Source organism: Janthinobacterium sp. 17J80-10, assembly GCF_004114795.1.
Taxonomy (GTDB): Bacteria; Pseudomonadota; Gammaproteobacteria; order Burkholderiales; family Burkholderiaceae_D; genus Paucimonas.
On record NZ_CP035311.1, the window covers coordinates 2,040,694 to 2,061,973 of the forward strand.

Consider the following 21,280-nt stretch of genomic DNA (forward strand, 5'->3'; position numbering starts at 1 on the left):
GGCAGGGGCCGGCCGGCATCACTTCAGATTGCCGGTGATCTTGGCGTTTTGCTCGCGTTCCAGCTTGGTGATGTAGCGCTGGATCGCTGACAGCATGGAAGGGGGCAGTTCAATGAACAGGCAACCAATGCGGCGCACCGATTTCCCCGTCGGCAGGTTGATATCCTGCCAGTTGCGCACCTCGAGCGCAGTCACCACGACCGTATTGCCCGGTAAATGGATGCGGCAGTCGCGATAAATGGTGCCGAAAGTCGTATCCAGGGCTTTTTTCTCATCCACCAGCGCCACGCCGCCGCCGCTGACGTTTTGTAGCGTCAGAGTGACGGTTTCGACACCCAGTTCATGCTGAAGCGGGACGGTGCAGCGCACCGGATTGCTGATCGGGGTCGGTACGCGGTAGTATTCGCGCCGCTGCAAGCGGATTGCCGAGCCCGGAACGGCCAGGGAAAGCGCCGGCAAGCCCTCATACGTACATTCCTGCACGCTTTCAGAAAAAAACAGGATGCGGATCCGGTCGAGGACCGTTTCGAATGAAATGTTGTTGCTTTCGGCGATGCGCCGGTTCATCGTCGGGTTCGAGGCGCAATCGATGAACAGGGTATTGGTTTCCTCATCGACGCCCAGCACCGAAGTGATCACGGCTTCCGCACTGCCGTTGACCAGCATCGTGATCAACTGGCGTTGCTGTTCCAGCGAGCGCAGCAGGGTGACGATTTCCCGGCGCGAATGCACCTGATAGGGACTCAGTTCCTCTTCCCTGGGGTTGTCCGGATTGATGATGGTTCGCATCTAGCTTTTGTTATGTTGAATCTGGGCGGCGCGCCAGCCGTCTCCTGGCGCCGGTGGCGTATCATACCTCGTCATTGCGACGTTGCCCAGAGTCAAGATGATAAAGCCACGCCAGCAGTTCTGCAACGGCACGGTACAGGGCGGGCGGGATGTGGCTATCGAGATCCACCTGCATCAGCAGGGCCACCAATTCTTTCGATTGATGCACGAATACGCCGTTTTCGCGGGCGCGCCGGATGATTTCCTCGGCGATCAAGCCGCGCCCCTTGGCCAGCACCTTGGGGGCGGGTTCTCCCGCGAGATAGGCCAGGGCAACCGCGTTCTGCGGCCGCGGATCAGGTTTGCTCGTCATCGTTGACAATCAAGGCATCCAGGGGCGATCCGGCGGCATCCAGCGCCAGTGCCAGTTCGCCGCCGTGCGCACGCAACAGCGCCGCGCTATCCGGCGAGGCGGTACGCACCAGAATACTCACGCGTTCGCCGCTCAAATGGATGGTCGCGGAAACATCTCCCAGTTGCGGCAATTCGAATTTCACCGTGCTTTGCCAGTTCTCCTGTTGCTCCTCTGGCTGCCCGTGTCGGCCATCGGCAGCGTCGCGACTGACTTCCCATGCCATTTTCTGGCCTGGCCACAGCTCGCCTTGCCACATGAAGCGCTGGGTTTCCAGCGCATTGAGCTGGGCGTTGAGGATTTGCGCGGTTTGCGCCGTCTGCGGCGCCATGCTGTCGGCTTCGCCCAACAAGCCCAGCAGCGCGCCGGCATTGCCTGCGCGGGCTTCCAGTTCCTGCGCCAGTTCGGCGATGGGACGTCCGCTGTCAGTCCAGCGCTGGGCCAGATGGCGTAACAGCGCGGCGTCTGGCATGTTGTTTGTCGCCTGGCGTGCCAGGCTTTCTGTCGCTTGCGCCTGAGGCTCCTGCTGCAAGGCGGCGAGGGGGCGCGTGCCCTCTGCCCACTCGGCCAGGTGCGATTCGTAAAACAGGCCGCTGGCGCTCAGCGTATTTTGCAGCGCCGAGGCCAGCAAAGCCGGATTGGCGCCGGGGCCAGGCAATACCGGTGTGCTGCCCAGTGCCGCGGTGGACGTGCCGTTCTGCTGCGAGGATTGCAACAGCTGGTCGATCAGGCGGCCGGCTGAACTCAGGGTGGTGCGGGCGCCGCCGTTGGCAGCGGCATCCTGCCCCAGAATGAAGGTTGGACGGGGCTGGCGCGCCAGCAGCGTCATGGCGAGCGTGTCGCCGGTCTTGGTGCCTTCCGGCAGTGACATGCGCGCCGTGGTGTCGGCCAGGCGCACCATGAAGCTGCCGTCCGGCTGGCGTTCCAGTACCTTGGCCTGGACCTGCTGGCCAAGGTTGATCTGGTTCAGGCGGTGAAAGACCTCCTGGCGGGCATCGCCGCTGCCGCCCACCGGGATGGGCGCCTCGACATAGGCGACGGGCCGCGTGGCATTGAGGTCGGCCCGCGGCAACATGGCTTAGCCCGAATGGCTGGCGCCGTAGGCTTGCGAAAGCTTGCGTTCGTTGCCAGTGCTGTTGATGAGCTGGGACAGTTGGGCCATCCAGGGTTCGGTCAGATTACGGATCTCGCGGTCATCGGCAAGGATTTTCTTGATGATCTTGACCTTGCGTTCGCGATTGGCGCCGGTCAGGGGGACTGGCGGCTCGCCAGCCTTGAGCGTTTCAACATGGCTTGCGCAACGCGACTCGAGGGCCACCAACTCATCCCAGTCGCCGTTGCGCGCAGCGGCCAGCATCTGGTCGGTAATGACGGCAACGGTTTCGTACAGCGATATGACTTCTTGGGTGTTGAGCATGATTCAGGCACTCGCAAAAGTGGTTGAACGTGGCGCCAGAGCATCGTAGCCTGCCGGGGCTTGCGCTGCCTGCTGCGGCGCTTGTTGCTGCGCTGGCTGGCCGTTGGCGCCGATTTCACTCCATGCACCCTTGAGATCCTGCAGACGCAGCAAAACTTCCTGCAACATGCCCAGGTCATTGCGCAGGTTGGCAGTCAGCAGGCGGCGGCTCATGTATTCATACAGGGAATCCAGGTTCTCGGCAATTTGTCCGCCGACTTCCTTGTTCAGGCTGGCGCGCAAGCCGCTGTCGATGATCATGATTGCCTTGGAAATGGCATTGCCCTTGGCCTCGATATTACCAGCTTGCATGTAGTCGACTGCGTTCTTGACTGCCGTGATCGCGCCGTCGAACAGCATCACGATCAACTGGTGCGGGTTGGCGGCAACCACGCCTGTTTCGACGCCGACCTGGGCGTAAGCGTTGGCGCCCTTGGGGCTGGATCCAAACATTGTCATTCTCCTCTCAGGAATTATTCGCACTTAGCGCGTCGAGCTGTTGTGTCAGGAAGGTGCTGGTGCTCATCATGCGTGAAATGGCGGTGTCCAGCGCCGAGAACTGGGCGTTGTAACGTTTCTCAATGGTGGCCAGGCGAATGTTTTGCGCAGTCATCTGGCTGCCGATACTCTTGATCGAGGTATTGATGCCATCGATGCGGCCGTTCAATATGGCGTCAGAGCCAAAAATCATGCCGCTGACCAGGGTATTGAGGCGCGAGCCGATCCCCGTCACCGTATCGCTGCTGGTGAAGAGTTTGCTGATGTCTTTCAATGGATCGGCCAGGACCTTGTCAAGCTTGGCAGAGTCGAGCGACAGCGTGCCGTCTTTCTGAAAGCTGATGCCCACGTCCGACAGTACCGACATGCCCACCGGTGCCCCGGAAACTGCGCCGGACATGGCGTTGCGCAATTGCGCCTGGATCGAGCGCGTGGTGGCGTCGCCGGTCAGCACGCTGGAGCTGCCGGTCGCGCTGTTATAGGCAGTCGAGTCGGTGATCTGCTTGTTGACGGCGTTATAGGCCTTGACGAAATTATCGAGCGCAGACTTGACGGCGGCATTGTCCTGCGCCAGTGTCAGCTTGGTGGTGACATTGGCCTCGGTCTCCTTCGTCAAGGTCAGCGTCACGCCCTGGATCGCATCGGTAATCTTGTTGCCGGGCTTGGTGACGGTGATGCCGTCGACCTTGATGACGGCATCCTTTGCCTCGACGTTCTGGCTCATGTTCGAGGTGCCGCCGGTGCTGGCGTCATATGCCAGCTGCGCCAGTCCGGCGCCGCCGGTTTCTGCCACGCCGATACGCACGGCATTGGCCGTGCCGGTATCTTTCGAGGTCACCGACAGGCGAAAGCCTGCGCCGTCATTGATGATGGTGGCCGACACGCCCGAGTTGGCCTTGTTGATGGCGTCGCGCACGCCTTCCAGCGTGTTGTTGCCCGAATCGATCGTGATGCTGGTCGCGGTACTGCCGGACTTGGCGGTAAAGCTGACAGGATCCGGCGCAGTGCCGCTATAGGCGCCGATATCGATGGTCAGCGTGCCTTTGCCGACCACTGTACCGGATGCGGCATAGGATGACGAGATCAGCTTTTGCGATTGCGCCAGGCTCTTGACTTCAATGTTGTAGGTGCCTGCAGTAGCTGCCCCTGAGACGCTCGCGCCCATGATCGCCGAATCTGCGACGCTGGCTTTGACGGTCGAGTATGTCGTGGACAGGTTGAGGGTTTGCGCGGCCGACTGGAACGACGACAGGACGCTCTTGAGCGAGCCGAATGCCGACAGTTTCGCCTGGAAGCTTGCCTCCTTTTTGGCGAGCGCCGTGAGGGGCTGTTTTTCGACCGCCATCAGCTGGCTGACGATAGTCTTTACGTCCAGGTTTGAACCGACTCCGGGGGACGAGATCGTAGCCACTTGACCCTCCTAATGAAAACCACAATATACCTGTTTAACGGCGCATTTCATTGGGACTTTAGGGGGGGATTTACCCGTCAATTCCGCGCCCGCGGCGTTCGCCGGGGACGTCCGGCGCGAGTTTGCATCAGGCTTGTTGCTTGATCAGCAAGCCCTGGAACTGGTCGAGCACCTTCGCAATCGCGAGCGCTTCCTCGGAGGGCATTTGCCGCAGCACTTCCTTGGTCTGCTGGTCGACGACCTTGACGATGGTGCGCTTGCTCTCGTCATCGATGGAAAATTCAACGCCGCGCGCCTGCGATTCCATTGCCTTGTTGATTTTCTTCAGCGCGTCGCTGAGTTGTTCCAGGCCCGGGACCGACGCCGATTGTTGTACTGCATCGGGCAGTTCGACTGGCGCTGCAGTCTTGGGAGAGGGCGGTTGCGCTGCAGCTTCATTCAGCACGGGGTTGCTGGAAGCGGCATTACCCACTGATCGGATATCCATGATTGCTCCCTATAAGGAGAAAAACCCGGCCGGGAAATCCCGGCCGGGTGCTGCACTTACTTCAGTTTTAAGCCGGGGATCAGCCGCGCAGCAGGGCCAATACGCCGTTCGGCAGCGAGTTGGCCTGGGCCAGCATCGCGGTACCGGCTTGCTGCAGGATCTGGCCGCGGGTCAGGATCGCGGTTTCTGCGGCAAAGTCAGCATCCTGGATGCGGCTACGTGCAGCCGACAGGTTTTCGCTGGTCGAAGACAGGTTCGAAATCACCGACTCGAAACGGTTCTGGATCGCGCCGAAGGTGGAGCGCAGGCCATTCACCGAAGTCAGGGCGGCATCGACGCGCTGCAGGGTGCTCAGTGCGTCATCGACGGTCAGGGTGTTGGCATCATCCAGCGAGCCGTTGGAGGCGGCTGCGGTGGTCGAGGCAAAACCGAGGCTGCCAGTGGCTTGCGAACCGCCCAGTGTCAGGTCGGAAGACGAGGACAACACCAGCTTGCCGGCCGATTCCGAAGCATACACGCCCTGGACGTTCTTGTTGATCGACTCAGCCAGTTTTGCAGTGGCAGTCTTGCCGCCGGTGGCGCTGTCATCGGTGAAGTTGCCGGTGATGGCAGTGCCGTTGACGCTGAACTGGCCAGCTGTCAGGTTGATGCTGCCGCCTGCCACGCCTGCCACGCCGCTGCCGAAGGCGAAGCCGCCTGCGGTGGCATTGGTGTCAGCGCCGGTGATGTTGACTGCTGCAGCCGAACCGGTCTTGGCAATCGAGATCACGCCGGCGTTGTTGGTGGCGGTATAGCCGGTCAACTGGCTGGTAATGTCCGCTGCGAGAGCAGTCTGGTCAGCATAGTTTTGATCCAGCGTGACGGAGTTGCCATCGACAAAGAACGTGCCGTTGGTGGTGGAGACTGCGTTGGCGCCCGCATTGCCCGAAACCGATGCGCCGCTGAGCGCCAGGTCAGACTGTGCGTTTGCATCGGCGCCGGTGATGTTGATCGCCGTCGAGCCTGCACCAGTCGATGTCCGGGCGATGTTGATGGCGCCAGCGGTGTTGGTGACGTTGTAGTTGACGCCGAGTGCGGTCTGGAGTGCCGATTTCAGGCCATCGAAGCTCGTGTAGTTGGCATTCAGGTTCACCACGTTGCCGTCGATCGTCAGCGATGCCGGGTTGCCTGCTGCTGCGGCGGTACCGGCAGTACCGGTCGAGTTGGCGAAGCCTGCCGCAGATGCGAGTGCATCGACGTTGGTGATGGCCACCGCGGTGGTGTTGGTGCCGCCGGTGGCATTGGTGATGACGATATCGCCGTTGCCGTCGAGCCCTGCGCTGTAGCCTGCACCCAGAGCGGAGCCCTGCATCTTGGTGGTCAATTCCGCGGCAACCGCTGCGGCATTGGCGTGGTTGCCATTCAGGGTGATATTTTGGCCATCGATGGTCAAGGTGGCGTTGGTGGTGGCAACAGCGCCAGAACCAGCGGCACCGGCAGAGTTGGCAAAGCCAGCGGTTACGGCATTCGCATCAGCATTCGAGATCGCCACAGCGCTGGTCGAACCGGCATTCGTGAACGTGATGCCGGCGCCAGTACCCGACACGCTGATCGCGCTGCCGGCGGTGGTCAATTGCGAGTTGATCGCGGTGACCATTGCAGCTTCCGAGCCATAGTTGCCAGTGAGCGTGATCTGGTAGCTGTTGGTGCCGTCATTGAGATCGAACTGCGCCAGATCAGCACTGAAGTCATAGCTGGCTGCGCCGCCGGTAGTCGTGTTACCGGTTACAGCAGCCTGGACGTTCGTGCCATCGACCTGTGCAGCGCCTGCAGTGCTGAAGTTGTGCGCGCCGTTGACATCCTGCGCCGTCGACGTGCCGGCAGCATAAGGCGTTGCTGCGGAGAAGTTGAAGGTCGAGGCGGTAAAGCTGATGTTGCCTGAAGTGGCTGCGCTGCCAGCCGTGCCGTAGTTCAGGGCAGTCGAAGTGACATCGATATGGCCATTCGTGGCGCTGGCGCCCAGTGCAGCCGATTCGGTCGTGGCGATCTTGCCGATCGAGGCGTTACGCATGCTGGTGCCCAGGTCGATGCCGATGGTTTCGCCGGCATTGGCGCCAACCTGGAAATTAGCGGAGCCGAAGGAACCGTCGAGGATCTTCTGGCCGTTGAACGAGGTTTGCGACGAGGTGCGGTCGATTTCCTGGAGGCGCTGTTGCACTTCCTGGTTGATGGCGGCGCGGTCGGAAGACGAGTTGGTCGAGTTGGCTGCCTGCACTGCCAGTTCGCGGATACGCTGCAGGTTGTTGCCGATTTCGCCCAGAGCGCCTTCAGCGGTCTGCGACAGCGAGATGCCGTCGTTGGCGTTACGCACAGCCTGATTCAGGCCGCGGATCTGGGTCGAGAAGCGGTCTGCAATTGCCAGGCCGGCGGCGTCATCTTTTGCGCTATTGATACGCAGGCCGGAAGACAGACGCTGCAAGGAAGTTTGCAGGGCGCCCTGGGACGAGTTCAGATTGCGCTGAGCGTTCAGGGAAGAGATGTTGGTGTTGATAAAAGCAGCCATGTTGTTTCTCCTTTAAGGGTCCGATTTTTCCGGCTCGGGATACTGTCAATGCGGTTTGTTTCGTCTTGTGTCGCGAATCCAACCGTGTTGTTAGCTTTATCGGGCGGTACTGGAAAAAGTTTAGGTCTGGAAACAACTTTTATTTTTCCAGTCTCGCTCGAACATGAGCCAGACAACCCGTTGTCGGTGCCTTTTAGAAATTTCTTTAAGGTAATTACGTGGTTTTTCGAGAAATATATTTTTGTGTCTTTTTGTGAAATGGCCTCAAGATTTCCCGAAATGCGTCGTGTGAGGCGCGCTTTCAGGAGGGCTCCCGGCGCCTTCTTGTCATTCACACATAAAAAAACCCGCCGTCAAGGCGGGTTATCGGCGAGGGCGCGGAATACGCCGGAAAACTCATTCCGCGGGGACGACGCGATTCTTGCCAGCCCGTTTTGCCTGGTACAAGGCATCGTCGACGCGCTTGAACAGGTCTTCCTGGCTTTCATTATCCTTGCGCAGGGCGACCCCGGCGGAGAAAGTAATCAGAACGCGTTCATGCCGGTGCATGAAAATCTGCTTGGTCAGCTCGCGCTGCACGCGGGTCACGGTTTGCATGGCGGCCGGCAAGGCCGTATCCGGCAGCAGCAGCATGAACTCTTCGCCGCCGAAACGGCCGATCACGTCCATGGTGCGCAAGGTATCCTTGACGACTCGCACCAGGTGGATCAGCGCTTCATCGCCGGCCTGGTGGCCATGGGTGTCGTTGATGCGCTTGAAGTCGTCGAGGTCAAGCAGGGCGATGCACAGGGGCGCCTTGCGGCGGTCGGCGCGCGCCACCTCGCGCTCGAAGACATCGTCGAGGCCGCGGCGGTTAAGGCTGCCCGTCAACTGGTCTTCGCGCACCAGTTCGCTCATCTGTTCCAGTTCTGCCTGCAGCTTCTGGATGCGGCTTTCCGCTTCCTGCACCTGCGCGCGCGCGGCCAGCATTTCATCGCGCGAGCGCAAGGCTTCCAGCTGGGCATTGCGCGTATCGTGCATGACATCGCCCAGGATCGCGTTCAGCGACCGGATGTCGGTCGTCTGCGTGATCTTTTGCGAATATGCGCTCATTTTCGCGTGGTAGTCGCCCGTGCTATTGGCAACGGCGCTTAGTCTGTCGATAAACGTAATCATCATGTTTTTCACCGTCAGTTTAGCTTCGGCCAGGCTATGCTTGAGCATGCTCTGTTTATAAATGACTTCCTTCATGCTGCGCGTGGCATCGTGCAGGGCAGACGGGTTGATTGGCCCGGTCAGCAAGTTCTGCACGCTATCGATCTGGCCACGCAGCCAGCTATCGTCTTCCAGCAATTCGCCGATGTTTTCCAGCAAAAGCTTAAACAGTCGCAACAGCAACGCCTGTTGTTCGCCCAGGTCGGCGCTTTTCATCTCGATCTTGAAATACAGCTGCTTCAGTCGTCCTGCAATATCATCCAGTGCACCGTTATTCCTGGCGTCCTTGACTGCGTCGGCCAGTTGTTCCGTTTCGCTGCGCAATTCCGCATCGTTCTGCAAGAGCGAAACGACGGCAAAATTCAGTGTCCGCGCCAGCATCTCGCGCAGTGAATCTGCCTGCGCGTCTGCCTGCATGATGCGGGTAGTGCTTGTCGCCGGTACGGCGACTGCCGGCGCGGTCGCTGGCGCCGCAACTGCCGCGCCAGTGGCGCCTTCCAGGGCAGGGTGCGATACTTTTTCGCTCAACTGCACAAGATGGCGGCCGTAGTCTTCCCAATCCTTCGCTTCCACCGCGCGCCGCAACTGGTGGCCCAGGTCCGTCAGGTCCGGCGACAGGATCAGGCTTTCTGCAAATGACCCCAGCATTTCCGGCGCATCCGCCTTGCTGCCAACACCGGCAATCTCTTCGTAAATTTCCCGATACGCTTGCGGCGTCGGCGCCATGCGACGCATTCCTAGTTGCCGGATCGTCTCTCGGGCGATTTCCGCCGGATTTTGACTATTCGGCTTGTCGGATTGCGGCGGCATTGCAGCTTTGGCTTGAGCGGACCGGTCTTTCATATGCTTTTCCTGATAATAGGCGGGGCAACCTTGCAACGAAGGGCCGAAAAGGAACGGAAAGCAGGCTTACTTCGGGGCTTGGAAACGTCGCAGGGCTCCGGTCTTGCGACTGGAGCCCTGTGCGAGATTGCTATTTGGGCATTTTGCCAGAGATGATGGCAGAAAAGTTGGATTGTTGTATCGCAGCAAAAACTATTCTTGCCTTACTCTTCCACCAGGTGATTCTTGATCGCGTAATGGGTTAATTCCGCATTGTGACGAAGTTTCATCTTTTGCAGCAGGCGTGCCCGGTACATGCTGATAGTTTTTACTGACAAGACCAGTTCGCGGGCGATATCGCTGACGGTCTTGCCCGACGCGATCATGGTCAGCGTCTGGAATTCGCGGTCGGACAGCGTTTCATGCAAGGGGGCCTCGCGCTCTTCGTTGACCTGGTTGGCCAGTTCCTGCGCCAGCGTCGGACTGACGTATTTACGGCCAGCAGCAACTTGCCGTATGGCATTAACAAGTTCGACAGGGGCGCTTTGCTTGTTCAGGTAACCCGCCGCGCCTGCTTTCAGCGAGCGGATGGCGTACTGGTCTTCCCGGTGCATGGTCAGGATGAGGACGGCCACAGCAGGGTATTCCTTGCGTACCTGTTTGAGAACTTCAATGCCATTACGGTCAGGCAGGGAAATATCAAGTAACAGGACATCGCCTTTTCCCTGGCGCACCAGCTTGATTGCCTCCAGACCGCTATCAGCCTCTCCTGCGACGGCAATATCTTTCGTATCGGCAAGAATTTGTTTCAATCCTTCACGAACGATTGCATGATCGTCCGCGATCAAGACCTTAATGGTGTTCTTGGTGCTCATGCTCGCCATTATTGCCGATTGGCAGCATACGTCAAGGGATAGCCAGGGGGATTCGGATCCTTACAACACAACCGCGCGTGCTTTGATCGGCTTGCTGCAAATGCAATGTGCCGCCCAGGGCATGGGCGCGTTCGGTCATGCCGCGAATGCCAAAAGAGTGCGGCTTGCCCTGGTCATTCGAGGAAATGCCCTTGCCATTGTCGGCGACTTCCAGCAGGAGACTGTCGCTGTCGGCGGCCATCCTGACTTCGACCAGGGTGGCGCCGGCATGCTTGCTGATATTGGTCAGCGCTTCCTGGAAAATGCGGAAAAGCGCAGTGGATTGCTCCGCCGGCAGCGCGATGTCCCCGGCGTCCAGCATCAGCGCGCAGCCGATGCCGGTCTGTTTCTCGAACTCCCGCGCCTGCCATTCGATGGCGGCGACGATGCCGAAGTCGAGCACGCCGGGCCGCAAGTCCCCGGCGATGCGGTGGATCGATTCGAGTGTGCGGTCAACCAGCGTGTCGACATAGTGCGCCTTGTCTGTGAGGTCCTTGCCCGCGTCCGGTGGCAGGCGCCTGACCAGCAGCGCCAGCGCCATCTTGATGGCGGTAAGGTTGCCGCCCAGGTCATCGTGGATTTCGCGGGCGATGCGGGTGCGTTCCTCTTCCTTGACCTTGTCGACGTGCGCCGACAGTTCTGCCAGTTGCGCACGCGAGCGCTTGATTTCAGCTTCCTCGAGCTTGCTCTGGGTAATGTTGGATATGATGCCGTCCCATTGTGTCTCGGCGCCGGCGGGCAGGCGCGGGGTGCAGCGCAGGTTGATCCACTTGATATCGTTCCATTCAGCGATGCGGATGCGGCCTTCCCAGTTCCAGCTTTTTCCGCTCGCAGCCGATGACCTCATCGATGCATCGAATCCGGGACGGTCCTCCGCAAGCAGCAGTTCGTAAAAACGCACCGGGGCCTCATGCAGTTGTTGCGGAGTGAGGCCAAGCAGAGCGTGACAGCCTTCGCTCAGGTACGGGAAATCCAGCAGGCCATCCGGATGCAGGCGGCATTGGAATACCAGGCCAGGCGTGTTGGATACGATGGCCTGGAAGCGCGATTCCCAGTCGGCGGAATCAGGATTGTGTGGGCTGGCCATGAGGGGGGGACTGCTGCGCGCCGGCTCTAGACGGTTGCCTGCAGCGCGGCTTCGGGCAGCACGCGCCGCTCGAATTCGGCCTGGAATTTTTCACGCACCTCAGGCGGCATGGCCACCGGTTTGAGGCTTTTCAGGTCGACCCAGACTGCAGTGAGGTCGGCGCTGGCAAGAATGCCGTCACGTTCAATCGTATGCGCCCAGACCATCTTGGTGCGGCCGAGCGACTTGACGCGGATGCTTACTTTCAGCACATCGTCCAGATAGGCGGGGCTGAAACAATCCAGATGCAAGTCGCGTGCTACAAAAAACGCCCGGTAATGGCGCTCGACAAAGCGCTGGTTGAGTCCCAGATGATGAAACCATTCCGTGCGCGCCCGTTCCATGAAATTCATGTAATTGCCAACATAGACCATGCGGCCGGCATCGATATCCTGGTTATAAACCCGCAAGACAATTGAAAAGTGGCCAGGAGTAGAGGAAACATTAATGTTGGAAAGCGCAGAATTTTGCATGCTGGTTCGATCGGTTGCAGTCGGGGCCGGATTTTTTATGTTGCCACCGGGGCAGCGCGAAAGAGCCAGGTGGTTTGCTGCGATGCAATGATTATAGTCGGCCTTGCTTTGCCGAAGGAAACGCGCTGCGTGAATTCGAGGTAATTATGCAACGTGCTCGCCAGAACGACGGCATGGGAGCCTGGTGGCGAAAGAAATGAAAAAAGGCTTACGTCTTGTGAACGTAAGCCTTTTTTGTATTACTGGTGCGGCTGGCAGGAATCGAACCCACGACCCCTTGGTTCGTAGCCAAGTACTCTATCCAGCTGAGCTACAGCCGCGTTGAAGACGAAATTATAACGGCCTTTTGCAAAATTTGGAAGAGCTTTATTTCCAGAGAATAAAAAGGCGGGATTTTGCTCCTGCATGGTGGAACGTGATGCAGGACAAGTTGCCATGTTGAGGGAATGAACGCTGCCATGGCGTGTCTATCTTACTAATTGTTACAGACGGGATCGGGCCTGGCTGAGATCCCCGATGTTGGAAGAAGGTCGTCGAATTAATTTAACTTGGGGAAACCATGCAATCTGGATCATTTCGTCTTTCCCTGAAATTCATATTGCCCGTGGCGCTGGTATGGGCACTGCTGGCTTATGCGGTGGTGCCCTGGGTCGAGCGGCAGACATTGCAATGGTTTGTGCGCGACCTGGATACGCGCTCGCAAATGCTGGCCGCAGCCTTGCAGGAGCCGTTGCAGGAATATGTGCCGCAAAAATCGCAAAAAAAGATCGCCGAACTGTTCGATCGCGCGGTACAGGACGATCGCCTGTTTGCCCTGGCATTTTGCGATACCAATGGAAAATTGCTGTACCAGACACGTACCTACCCGCAATCGCTCGGATGCCAGGATGCCGGCTGGGGCCAGTCCCTGCGGCAAAGCATGGTGTCTTTGCCCCAGGGGTCGGTGCATGTCACCGAAAGTCCCCTGAAAGTCGACGGGGCAGACGAAGGCAAGCTGATCCTCGTGCATGACGCCAGTTTTATCGAGCGGCGCAGCGCCGACGCGCGCAAGTATGTACTGGCCCTGTTTGCCGTGCTCGCCGTGGTGATGGCGCTCCTGACCATCCTGATCGCCCACCTGAGCTGGCGCGGTGTCGTCAGCGCGCTCAAGGAAGTGTTGATCCGTGATGCCAGGCCTGCCGCCCGCCGCGGACCGAAGCCGCGAAACGAGCCTTTGGCAAGCGATTTGCGCTCATTGTTGAACGAATACACCATGGACCGGCGTGCACGCGATGACGGCTCCCGCCAGTGGACGCCGGAGAAGCTGCGCACCATCCTGCGCGAGGAACTGGCGGGCGATGAAATCCTGGTGGTTTCCAACCGCGAACCCTACATCCATGCGCAAACTCCCACTGGCCTGCAGGTCAGTCGTCCCGCCAGCGGCCTGGTGACGGCGGTAGAACCGGTCATGCGGGCCTGTTCCGGTACCTGGATCGCCCACGGCAGCGGCTCAGGCGACCGTATCGCAGTGGACAGCAACGATCGCGTCAAGGTGCCTCCTTCGCGCCCAAGCTATACCTTGAGGAGGGTCTGGCTCAGCAAGGAAGAAGAGCAGGGGTTTTACTATGGATTTGCCAACGAGGGCTTGTGGCCGCTCTGTCACATTGCCCATGTGCGCCCCGTTTTCCGCTCTGCCGACTGGCAGCGCTATGTCGAAGTCAACCAGCGCTTTGCGGATGCCGTGGTGCAGGAGGCGCACACGGACGATCCCGTGGTGCTGGTGCAGGATTACCACTTTGCGCTGTTGCCCCGCATGGTGCGGGAAGCCTTGCCGAAGGCGACGATCATCACGTTCTGGCACATCCCCTGGCCAAATCCGGAATCCTTCGGGATTTGCCCGTGGCGCGAGGAAATACTCGAAGGCCTGCTGGGGAGTACCATTCTCGGCTTTCATACCAGTTTCCATTGCAAGAATTTTCTTGAAACCGTGGACCGTTATCTTGAAGCGCGCATCGAACACGACATCTCGACGATTTCCTACGGCGGCAAGATGACCCAGGTGGAAAGCTATCCGATCTCGATCGCCTGGCCGGAAGCCGACAATGGCCAGCCGGATGTGGCCGCGTGCAAGCAGGCCGTGCGGCGGGAACTGTCCTTGCCTGAGAATCATTTGCTGGGACTGGGCGTGGACCGGCTTGACTACACCAAGGGCATCATCGAACGCTTCCAGGCAGTCGAGCGCATGCTGGAAGATTACCCGGCGCTGGTGGGCCGGTTTTCATTGCTGCAGATTGCCGCGCCAAGCCGTTCGTCGCTGGATGAATACCAGAATTTCGAATCCCGTGTACGTGGACTGGCGCAACGCATCAACAAGCGCTTCGGCAGCGGCGCCTATTTGCCAATTCTGCTGAAAATCGAGCACCATGATGCCGAGCAGGTCAATCGCCTGTACCGGGCCGCCGACGTCTGCGTCGTGACAAGCCTGCACGACGGCATGAACCTGGTTGCCAAGGAATTCATTGCCGCGCGCGAAGACGAGCGCGGCGTACTGGTCCTCTCCCAGTTTACGGGGGCTGCGCGCGAACTGCATGAGGCCCTTGTGGTCAATCCTTACCACATCGAACAAAGCGCCGAAGCCCTGTACCGGGCGCTGACCATGCCCGAGATCGAACAGCGAGAACGCATGCGCAGCATGCGTTCGCTGGTCAAGGATTTCAATGTCTACCGCTGGGCCGGACGCATGCTGCTCGACGCTGCGCGCCTGCGCCAGCGCGAGCGCATCATGACGAAGATCCATTCCCACAGCCGCACTTCGCTGCGCCGGGTAGTCTGACCATGCAGCCACTATTCTCCGACGCCGGGCGAGCGCGCCTGGAGCAGATCGTGCAGCCTGGCTTGCTGTGCGCGTTCGACTTCGACGGCACCCTGGCGCCGATCGTCACGGAGCCGGGCGCAGCGCATATGGATCCGGAAGTGTTGCAACGCCTGCTGCAGCTGGCAGAGCTTGCGCCGGTCGCCGTGCTTACCGGGCGTTCTCTCGAGGATATCCGCGCAAGGCTTGGCTTTTCTCCTGCCTACTTGATCGGCAACCATGGACTGGAGGGCATGGCGGACGAGTCCGAGCTTGTCCGCCATGAGCAAATCTGCCGTGCCTGGCATGCGCAGCTGACGCAGCAGCTTGGCAAGTTGCGCGATGCAGGTGCCGGGATCATTCTGGAAGACAAGCGCTATTCCCTGTCGCTGCATTACCGTGCGACGCCAGACCATGTTGCCAGTGCGGCGATGCTTGCTGCTCTGGCGGCCCGGCTGGATCCCGCGCCGCGCATTGTGGGCGGCAAGTGTGTCATCAACCTCCTGCCGCCGGGCGTGGCCGACAAGGGCAATGCGCTGCGTGAATTGTTGCGGCGAAGCGGCGCCCACGGCGCCATTTACGTCGGCGACGATATCACCGATGAGTCCGTGTTTCGCTTGCGGCACGCCGGTCTGCTGTCGGTGCGGGTCGAGTGCGCCGCCGGCAGCGCGGCAGAATTCTGCATACCCGGGCATGCGGATATCGGCCGCCTGCTCGACCAGCTGATCGGGCGGCTGCGCCGGCACGGCCCGCAACTTCGTGGTCCCGGCCTGGAGGAAGCGGACAAGACACGGTCCGGTCAGGCCGGCGCGGCGCCGCCGCACGGATACGGCATAATGAAATCATGAGCACAGACTATCTTGGCGCAATCGACATTGGCGGTACAAAACTGGCTGCCACCGTGGCGGACGCATCCGGCCCGCTGGCCCGCGCAGTAGCGCCGACCGTACGAACCGGCAGCGAGCGCGCCGTGGCCGACCAGGCGATTTCCCTGATCGATCAAGCCTGCGCCCGTGCCGGCATCGATCCACAGGCTATCCGGCGCGTCGGCGTCAGTTCGTGCGGACCCTTTATCGACGCCGATGGTGCCATTGCCCTGGCGACCCCGAACCTGTGCGGAGGGCTCACGGATACCTCCGATTTGCCGAACGACTGGCAGCGCATTCCTTTGGAAGCCGTCTTGCGTCAACGTTTTGACGAAGTCGTCATTCGCAACGATTGCATTGCCGCGCTGATCGGCGAGCGCAGTTTTGGCGCCTTGCAGAACCAGGACAATTGCGTCTACGTCACCTGGAGTACCGGTATCGGTTTCGGCCTGTGCGTCGACGGCCGGATTTTGCAGGGCAAGCATGGCAACGCCGGGCATGCCGGTCACATGCTATTGACGGAACAGTCAGACGCCCTGTGCGGTTGCGGCAATCGCGGCGATGTCGAAGCACTGGTTTCGGGGCGCAACCTTGGCCTGCGCAACGGCCGCAGCGCCGCCGATATTTTCATGGCGGCGCGGCAGGGCGGGGAGGCTGAGCGGCGCCTTGTGGAACAGGCTGCACAATGGTTTGGCAGGGCGTTGTACAACCTGACGGCAACGCTCGACACCCGCGTCTTTGCCATTGGCGGCAGTGTGTGGATGCACCATGGCGACAAGCTCGAAGCGCTGGTCCGCCACGAAATCGAATCCCGCTTGCCCGCCCTGACCGCCGGGGTGTCGCTCAGGTCGGCTGCACTGGGCGGGCTGGTGGCTGACATTGGCGCCCTGTGCCTGATCTTGCCGCAGGACTGGCACCGCCCATGGAGTCAAAGCCAGCCATGGCACGCGCTGGCGGAGCGGTGACCAGTCTTATCGGGTCACCGGCTGAGGCTGGCCCTGGGGGGCAGGTTCGGCGACATAAATTTCCACGCGGCGGTTTTGGGCGCGGCCTGCAACCGTAGCGTTATCGGCGACTGGTTCGTGCGAGCCGCGTCCTTCCACCGTGAACCGTGATGCCGACACGCCGCGCGCTGTCAGGTATTCGCGACTTTGCACGGCCCGGTTACGCGACAGCGGGTCGTTGATGGCGTCGCTCCCGGTGCTGTCGGTGTGACCGATGATGGTGACATTGGTGACGGGATTTTCTTTCAGGCCGGTCGCGAAACGATCGAGAATCGGGCGAAAATTCGGCTTGATGTCGGCGCGGTTGGTGTCGAACGAGATATCGCTGGGAATATCCAGTTTCAGCCGGTTATCGGCAGTCTGGCTGACTTCCACGCCGGTGCCCCGCGTGGCTTCCTCCATCTGTTTTTTCTGCATTTCCATGCGCGATGACCAGATGTTGCCCGCCAGGGCGCCTGCTGCGGCGCCCACAACAGCACCCGTCGCGGCATTCTTGCTATTGCCTGTCATGGCGCCAATGACGGCGCCACCCAAGGCACCCAGGCCCGCGCCTTGCGCCGTGCCGCGCTGGGTCGGCGACATGTCGGCACAACCGGTAATTGCAATGGAAACGGCGAGGGCGGAGAGCGTCAGTTTTTTCATGGATATGGTCCTTTGATTTGAGGGGGCAGGTTGGCAGAGTGGCGTCGCACACAAGAGCGATCCTGGTGCGGGATCTAGTCCAGTGCGCAATCCCAGTGCGAAAAACATGGTTAATAGACAGCAAAACTCACTAATAAGTTTCCAAATGGCTCATGCTGCGTTCCCTGAAGTATTGCTTTTCAGATCTAAACTGATGATTCTCAAGCATATTTTAATGCCGATAAGGCAATGACGACTTGCGCAAGAAATATGCAAATGAATATTGACATGGGGAAATATATTTTCTAGTATGTTGACACAGGGAAATAAAACCCCGTGTGGTTGCTCCGATTAACCCGCCCTTTCCTGAAGGAGAAAAAGCCCATGAACCAAGCTTCGATCCACCTGGATGCAAAAAAAGCTGCCTATCAGCTATTGGATTCGGTTTGGCGCGGGCGTGGTTTCCCGGTCGATCCGAAAGCCATCGCTGCGGAACTCGGCGTTACCGTACTGGAAGCCGAGCTGCCGGAAAATATCCTGGGCGGCTTGATCAAGGATGCCAACAAGGATGCGGTCGTGATGCTGAACCAGGGCGACAGCGTTGAGCACAACCGCTTCAACTGCGCGCAAAAGCTCGGTTACTTCACCGAGCAGAAAATCCGGCACGCAGAATGCTACAAATATGTCGAATTTCGGGTGCGTCAGGGTATTGATAATGGTGCCCCGGAGCTTTTTGCCGATTCTTTCGCCGCATCCCTGCTGATGCCGGACCTCGCAGTACGCCAGCTGGCCAGGAAAGGCATGGCCCTCAAAGGCATGGCGCAGCACTTTGGCGTGACCGCCGATGCGCTTGAATACCGTCTTAAACAACTTGGCATCGATCTGGAGCAGATCGTCGCCGCCTGATTTTGTATGTAGTTTTGTCTCCTGGGGAGTAAAGTGGTAACTTGATGGACCGGCGCTACAGGCTCCGGTCCATTTTTTTATCCTAGATCAGGCCCCGGGCAACCAATTCCTGCTTGAGATAGGCATAAAACACGGGGCCGGCGACAACACCCGGCAAGCCGAACATCGCTTCCATGACCAGCATGGCGATCAGCAATTCCCAGGGGCGCGCCTTGATATGCTGGCCGATGATTTTCGCATTCAGAAAGTATTCCAGTTTGTGGATGACGACCATGAACAGCAGCGATCCCATGGCGATCTGCAGCGAATGCGACAAGCCGGCGATCACCAGCACTGTGTTCGATACCAGATTTCCCACGACCGGCAAAAGACCCGCGAAAAAGGTGATGGCGACAATGCTTTTCGCCAAAGGCAAGTGCACGCCGAGGAGGGGCAGCACGACGAAGATATAGCCAGCCGTCAGCAATGCATTGATCGCGGCGATGCGTACCTGGGCAAACACGATTTGCCTGAAGGCCTCGCTCAGATGCAGGGCACGTTGACGCAGGGCGCGCGCCAGCGGGCGCGTGGCGTGCGCTTCCGTGCTGTCTTGCAAGGCGATCATGGCGCCGATGATCATCCCCAGGAGGACGTGGGCAACGGTACGGCCGGCCTCCTGTCCCGCAAGACGGGCTTCGGTGGCGTGCTGGCGCAACCATGCAGTCAGCATTTCGCGCAGCGCATGAGTGTCCCCTGGCAAGTATCCTGCCAGCCAGCGAGGGATCTGGCCGCGCGAGGCTTCCAGGATGTCTGCCAGTTTTTGCAGCAAGGTTTCAACGCTGCCGGCATCGCTGCTGAAAAATGCCACGCTGCCCCAGATCGCCAGGCTGAGCAAGCCGACGGTCAAGACCGAAAGGACAGCCACGGCGAGCAGGCGGGCACGCGCACTGCTGAATTTTCTGGCCAATATCGGCGCCAGCAAATGCACCAGTGCAAACACCAGCAAGCCGGAAAAGAGCGACGCCAACAAACCAAAGCGCATGACGCCCCACAGGCCCAGCGCGGCCAGCAGCCACGATGCCATGGTTATCGCCGTTGATTGATCATTGTGCCGCATGGATATTCTCAACTGGATGTGTCGCCGAATCGGCTTTGACTGGTTGCTCGTTTGAATGAAAAAATGCGGTTTCTATAGCGGTTTTGACATAAATCAATATGTTGCTCAGCGTAACACAACACCCTTCACTAGGTTTGAAATTGATAATCCGCAGATCGGATATTCCGCTCTGCCAGATAATGAAATGAACTTTTTCTGAGGATAAGAATCGTTGTCCCTTCTTTCTTTGGCAAGCAAATCCCCTTCGCTGTATGGCACGGCAAATGCATCGCTTTTAATACCCTGAATGCGTCCGGATGATGGTTCAGGGAAGGCGTGATGTCATGGCCGCTTATCGGAATTTATCAGGTTTGGGCTTTATGTTGATTGGTGGCCGTTTCAATTTAAATTCGTCGCCCTGCCTGAAGTCCTTGTTCCTCAGTGTGGTTGGTATTTTTGCATCTGGTTACGCCCGTTTCCTGAAAATGCTCCATCGCAAGGCGGGTTTGCGCACCAGGCAGGCCCAACTGCAGGCGGTCAATGATGCAATTCCTCTCGGATTGGTTTATACCACCTTGCGCGGCGATTGCAGCTACGTTAACCGCACCATGGAGCACATGTCGGGACGCTCCTTGGCCAGCTTGCGCGGAAAAGGCTGGCGCCATTGCGTGCATCCCCAGGATCGCTTGCGCTTGCATGCAGAACTTGTCAGCTGGCAATCTCAGGACGAGCAGGCGCCTTACACGGGCATTTGTCGCCTGCGCGGTGGCAAAAATGCGCTGGTGTGGGCCCGTCTCAAAGTGGTGCCGGTGCTGGTGGATGGCAAGCCGGTGGGATATGTCGGGAGCGTGGAAGACATCACGGAGCGCCGTGCGAACGAACTTGCACTGATCAAGAGCGAGCAGAGGCTGCGCCTGATTACCGATAACATTCCTGCCCTGGTGGCGTATGTCACTGCCGATGAGCGGGTCGCCTTTGCCAACCGGCGCTACGAAGAAGCCTATGGCATCCTCCAGGAGGAACTGGCCGGCATGCCCGCCAGCGAAGTACTGGGTCCGGAAGTGTATGCCCAGAGCCGCCCGTATATCCATCAGGCCCTGGCAGGCACGCCGGTGCTGTTCGAGCGCACCGTCAACTGTGAGGATGGCTTGCGCCATGAGCGCGTCAGCTATATTCCCGATATCGAGCCGCAAGGTGCGGTTACCGGCTACTTCGGCCTGGTCGAAGACATTACTTCCCTCAAGCGGGTCGAGACGCAGTTGCGCAAACTGGTGCGGATCGATGCGCTGACCGGCATCGCCAACCGCATCCAGTTCGAGGAACGGCTTGTCGATGCGGTGCGCTACAGCCGGCGCTACGGTACCCGCATGGCGCTGCTGTTCCTGGATATCGACCACTTCAAGGAAATCAACGACACCTGCGGCCACCAGGCGGGCGACAATGTCTTGCGCGAATTCGCGCAGCGCCTGCTGGGCTGCGTGCGCGACACGGATACGGTGGCGCGCCTGGCAGGCGATGAATTCGTGATCATCCTGGAAGGCCTGGGCGCAGCCGAGGAAGCGCCGGCAGTCGCGGCCAAGATCATCGGCGCCATGCAGACGCCGTTCGATGTATGCGGCCGACAGCGAACGGTTACCACCAGCATCGGGGTGGCGGTCCGTCGGCAGGATGAAGACGATGCGCAAGGCTTGCTGGGCCGTGCCGATGTAGCCCTATACCGGGCAAAATCGGCCGGACGCAACACGTTTGAAACAAACACGGATTCGATAGATGTTTTTTGAGTATAATGCGCCGGTCGTTGCGATTCGAGGTAGTGGTGCAGTATCAGTCTGTCATTCCTTCTTGCTTCAAACGATGTAACCGGGCGTAAGCCCA

The 21,280-nt window shown here is 59.4% G+C and carries 19 protein-coding genes and 1 tRNA gene; 5 read left to right on the forward strand and 15 right to left on the reverse strand.

The features are described 5' to 3' along the window. Positions 1-18 precede the first annotated feature (18 nt). The 13 genes from EKL02_RS09340 to EKL02_RS09400 form a co-directional block, all read right to left on the reverse strand. Positions 19-789 (reverse strand): flagellar brake protein, encoded by a 771-nt coding sequence (locus tag EKL02_RS09340; RefSeq protein WP_128901793.1) that lies wholly within the window; start codon positions 787-789, stop codon positions 19-21. A 61-nt stretch (positions 790-850) separates the two neighbouring features. Beyond that, on the reverse strand, positions 851-1,141 hold the full coding sequence (locus tag EKL02_RS09345) for an EscU/YscU/HrcU family type III secretion system export apparatus switch protein (RefSeq protein WP_128901794.1): 291 nt from the start codon (positions 1,139-1,141) through the stop codon (positions 851-853). Further along, positions 1,125-2,255 (reverse strand): flagellar hook-length control protein FliK, encoded by a 1,131-nt coding sequence (locus EKL02_RS09350; protein ID WP_128901795.1) that lies wholly within the window; start codon positions 2,253-2,255, stop codon positions 1,125-1,127. Before EKL02_RS09350 ends, EKL02_RS09345 begins: the two co-directional genes overlap by 17 nt. 3 nt (positions 2,256-2,258) lie before the next feature. Beyond that, positions 2,259-2,597, reverse strand: coding sequence for a flagellar protein FliT (locus EKL02_RS09355; RefSeq protein WP_128901796.1), 339 nt, complete (start codon positions 2,595-2,597; stop codon positions 2,259-2,261). Between the two features lie 3 nt (positions 2,598-2,600). Continuing rightward, the gene (gene fliS, locus EKL02_RS09360; protein WP_128901797.1) at positions 2,601-3,089 is read right to left on the reverse strand and encodes a flagellar export chaperone FliS; all 489 of its coding nucleotides are present in this window, start codon (positions 3,087-3,089) and stop codon (positions 2,601-2,603) included. 13 nt (positions 3,090-3,102) lie between these two features. Continuing rightward, a complete protein-coding gene (fliD, locus tag EKL02_RS09365; RefSeq protein ID WP_206732371.1) occupies positions 3,103-4,545 on the reverse strand; it encodes a flagellar filament capping protein FliD in 1,443 nt (480 codons plus the stop codon). A gap of 127 nt (positions 4,546-4,672) precedes the next feature. Further along, on the reverse strand, positions 4,673-5,032 hold the full coding sequence (locus EKL02_RS09370) for a flagellar protein FlaG (RefSeq protein ID WP_128901798.1): 360 nt from the start codon (positions 5,030-5,032) through the stop codon (positions 4,673-4,675). A 79-nt stretch (positions 5,033-5,111) separates the two neighbouring features. Continuing rightward, complete coding sequence (locus tag EKL02_RS18670; RefSeq protein WP_128901799.1) at positions 5,112-7,574, reverse strand: flagellin; 2,463 nt, start codon at positions 7,572-7,574, stop codon at positions 5,112-5,114. 396 nt (positions 7,575-7,970) lie between these two features. After that, the gene (locus tag EKL02_RS09380; protein ID WP_241687668.1) at positions 7,971-9,611 is read right to left on the reverse strand and encodes a GGDEF domain-containing protein; all 1,641 of its coding nucleotides are present in this window, start codon (positions 9,609-9,611) and stop codon (positions 7,971-7,973) included. A gap of 203 nt (positions 9,612-9,814) precedes the next feature. Then, positions 9,815-10,465, reverse strand: coding sequence for a response regulator transcription factor (locus tag EKL02_RS09385; protein ID WP_128901800.1), 651 nt, complete (start codon positions 10,463-10,465; stop codon positions 9,815-9,817). Between the two features lie 31 nt (positions 10,466-10,496). Continuing rightward, positions 10,497-11,591, reverse strand: a complete 1,095-nt coding sequence (locus EKL02_RS09390; protein WP_128901801.1) for a sensor histidine kinase — start codon at positions 11,589-11,591, stop codon at positions 10,497-10,499. 26 nt (positions 11,592-11,617) lie between these two features. Beyond that, positions 11,618-12,103: a YbgC/FadM family acyl-CoA thioesterase gene (locus EKL02_RS09395; RefSeq protein WP_128901802.1), complete on the reverse strand. Its 486-nt coding sequence runs from the start codon at positions 12,101-12,103 to the stop codon at positions 11,618-11,620. A gap of 243 nt (positions 12,104-12,346) precedes the next feature. Beyond that, positions 12,347-12,423 (reverse strand) — tRNA-Arg (locus tag EKL02_RS09400). A gap of 239 nt (positions 12,424-12,662) precedes the next feature. Between EKL02_RS09400 and EKL02_RS09405 the strand changes: the two genes are divergently transcribed. The 3 genes from EKL02_RS09405 to EKL02_RS09415 are packed head-to-tail and all read left to right on the forward strand — an operon-like array spanning position 12,663 to position 16,764. Beyond that, a complete protein-coding gene (locus EKL02_RS09405; protein ID WP_128901803.1) occupies positions 12,663-14,915 on the forward strand; it encodes a trehalose-6-phosphate synthase in 2,253 nt (750 codons plus the stop codon). A 2-nt stretch (positions 14,916-14,917) separates the two neighbouring features. Beyond that, positions 14,918-15,781 (forward strand): trehalose-phosphatase, encoded by an 864-nt coding sequence (otsB, locus tag EKL02_RS09410; RefSeq protein ID WP_128901804.1) that lies wholly within the window; start codon positions 14,918-14,920, stop codon positions 15,779-15,781. Then, on the forward strand, positions 15,778-16,764 hold the full coding sequence (locus EKL02_RS09415) for an ROK family protein (protein ID WP_128901805.1): 987 nt from the start codon (positions 15,778-15,780) through the stop codon (positions 16,762-16,764). Before otsB ends, EKL02_RS09415 begins: the two co-directional genes overlap by 4 nt. A gap of 6 nt (positions 16,765-16,770) precedes the next feature. Here EKL02_RS09415 and EKL02_RS09420 read toward each other — a convergent pair whose 3' ends face one another. Next, a complete protein-coding gene (locus EKL02_RS09420) occupies positions 16,771-17,445 on the reverse strand; it encodes an OmpA family protein (RefSeq protein ID WP_128901806.1) in 675 nt (224 codons plus the stop codon). 363 nt (positions 17,446-17,808) lie between these two features. Between EKL02_RS09420 and EKL02_RS09425 the strand changes: the two genes are divergently transcribed. Next, positions 17,809-18,330: an ImmA/IrrE family metallo-endopeptidase gene (locus EKL02_RS09425; protein ID WP_128901807.1), complete on the forward strand. Its 522-nt coding sequence runs from the start codon at positions 17,809-17,811 to the stop codon at positions 18,328-18,330. Positions 18,331-18,412: 82 nt separating this feature from the next. On the opposite strand, the gene EKL02_RS09430 is transcribed toward EKL02_RS09425, so the two are convergent. Then, entirely contained in the window at positions 18,413-19,393 is a 981-nt protein-coding gene (locus EKL02_RS09430) for an AI-2E family transporter (protein WP_241687669.1), read from the reverse strand. 497 nt (positions 19,394-19,890) lie between these two features. Here EKL02_RS09430 and EKL02_RS09435 point away from each other — a divergent pair, with 497 nt between their 5' ends. After that, positions 19,891-21,186 carry a GGDEF domain-containing protein gene (locus tag EKL02_RS09435; protein ID WP_164931993.1) on the forward strand — a complete coding sequence of 432 codons (1,296 nt, stop codon included), beginning with the start codon at positions 19,891-19,893 and terminating at the stop codon, positions 21,184-21,186. Positions 21,187-21,280 lie beyond the last annotated feature (94 nt).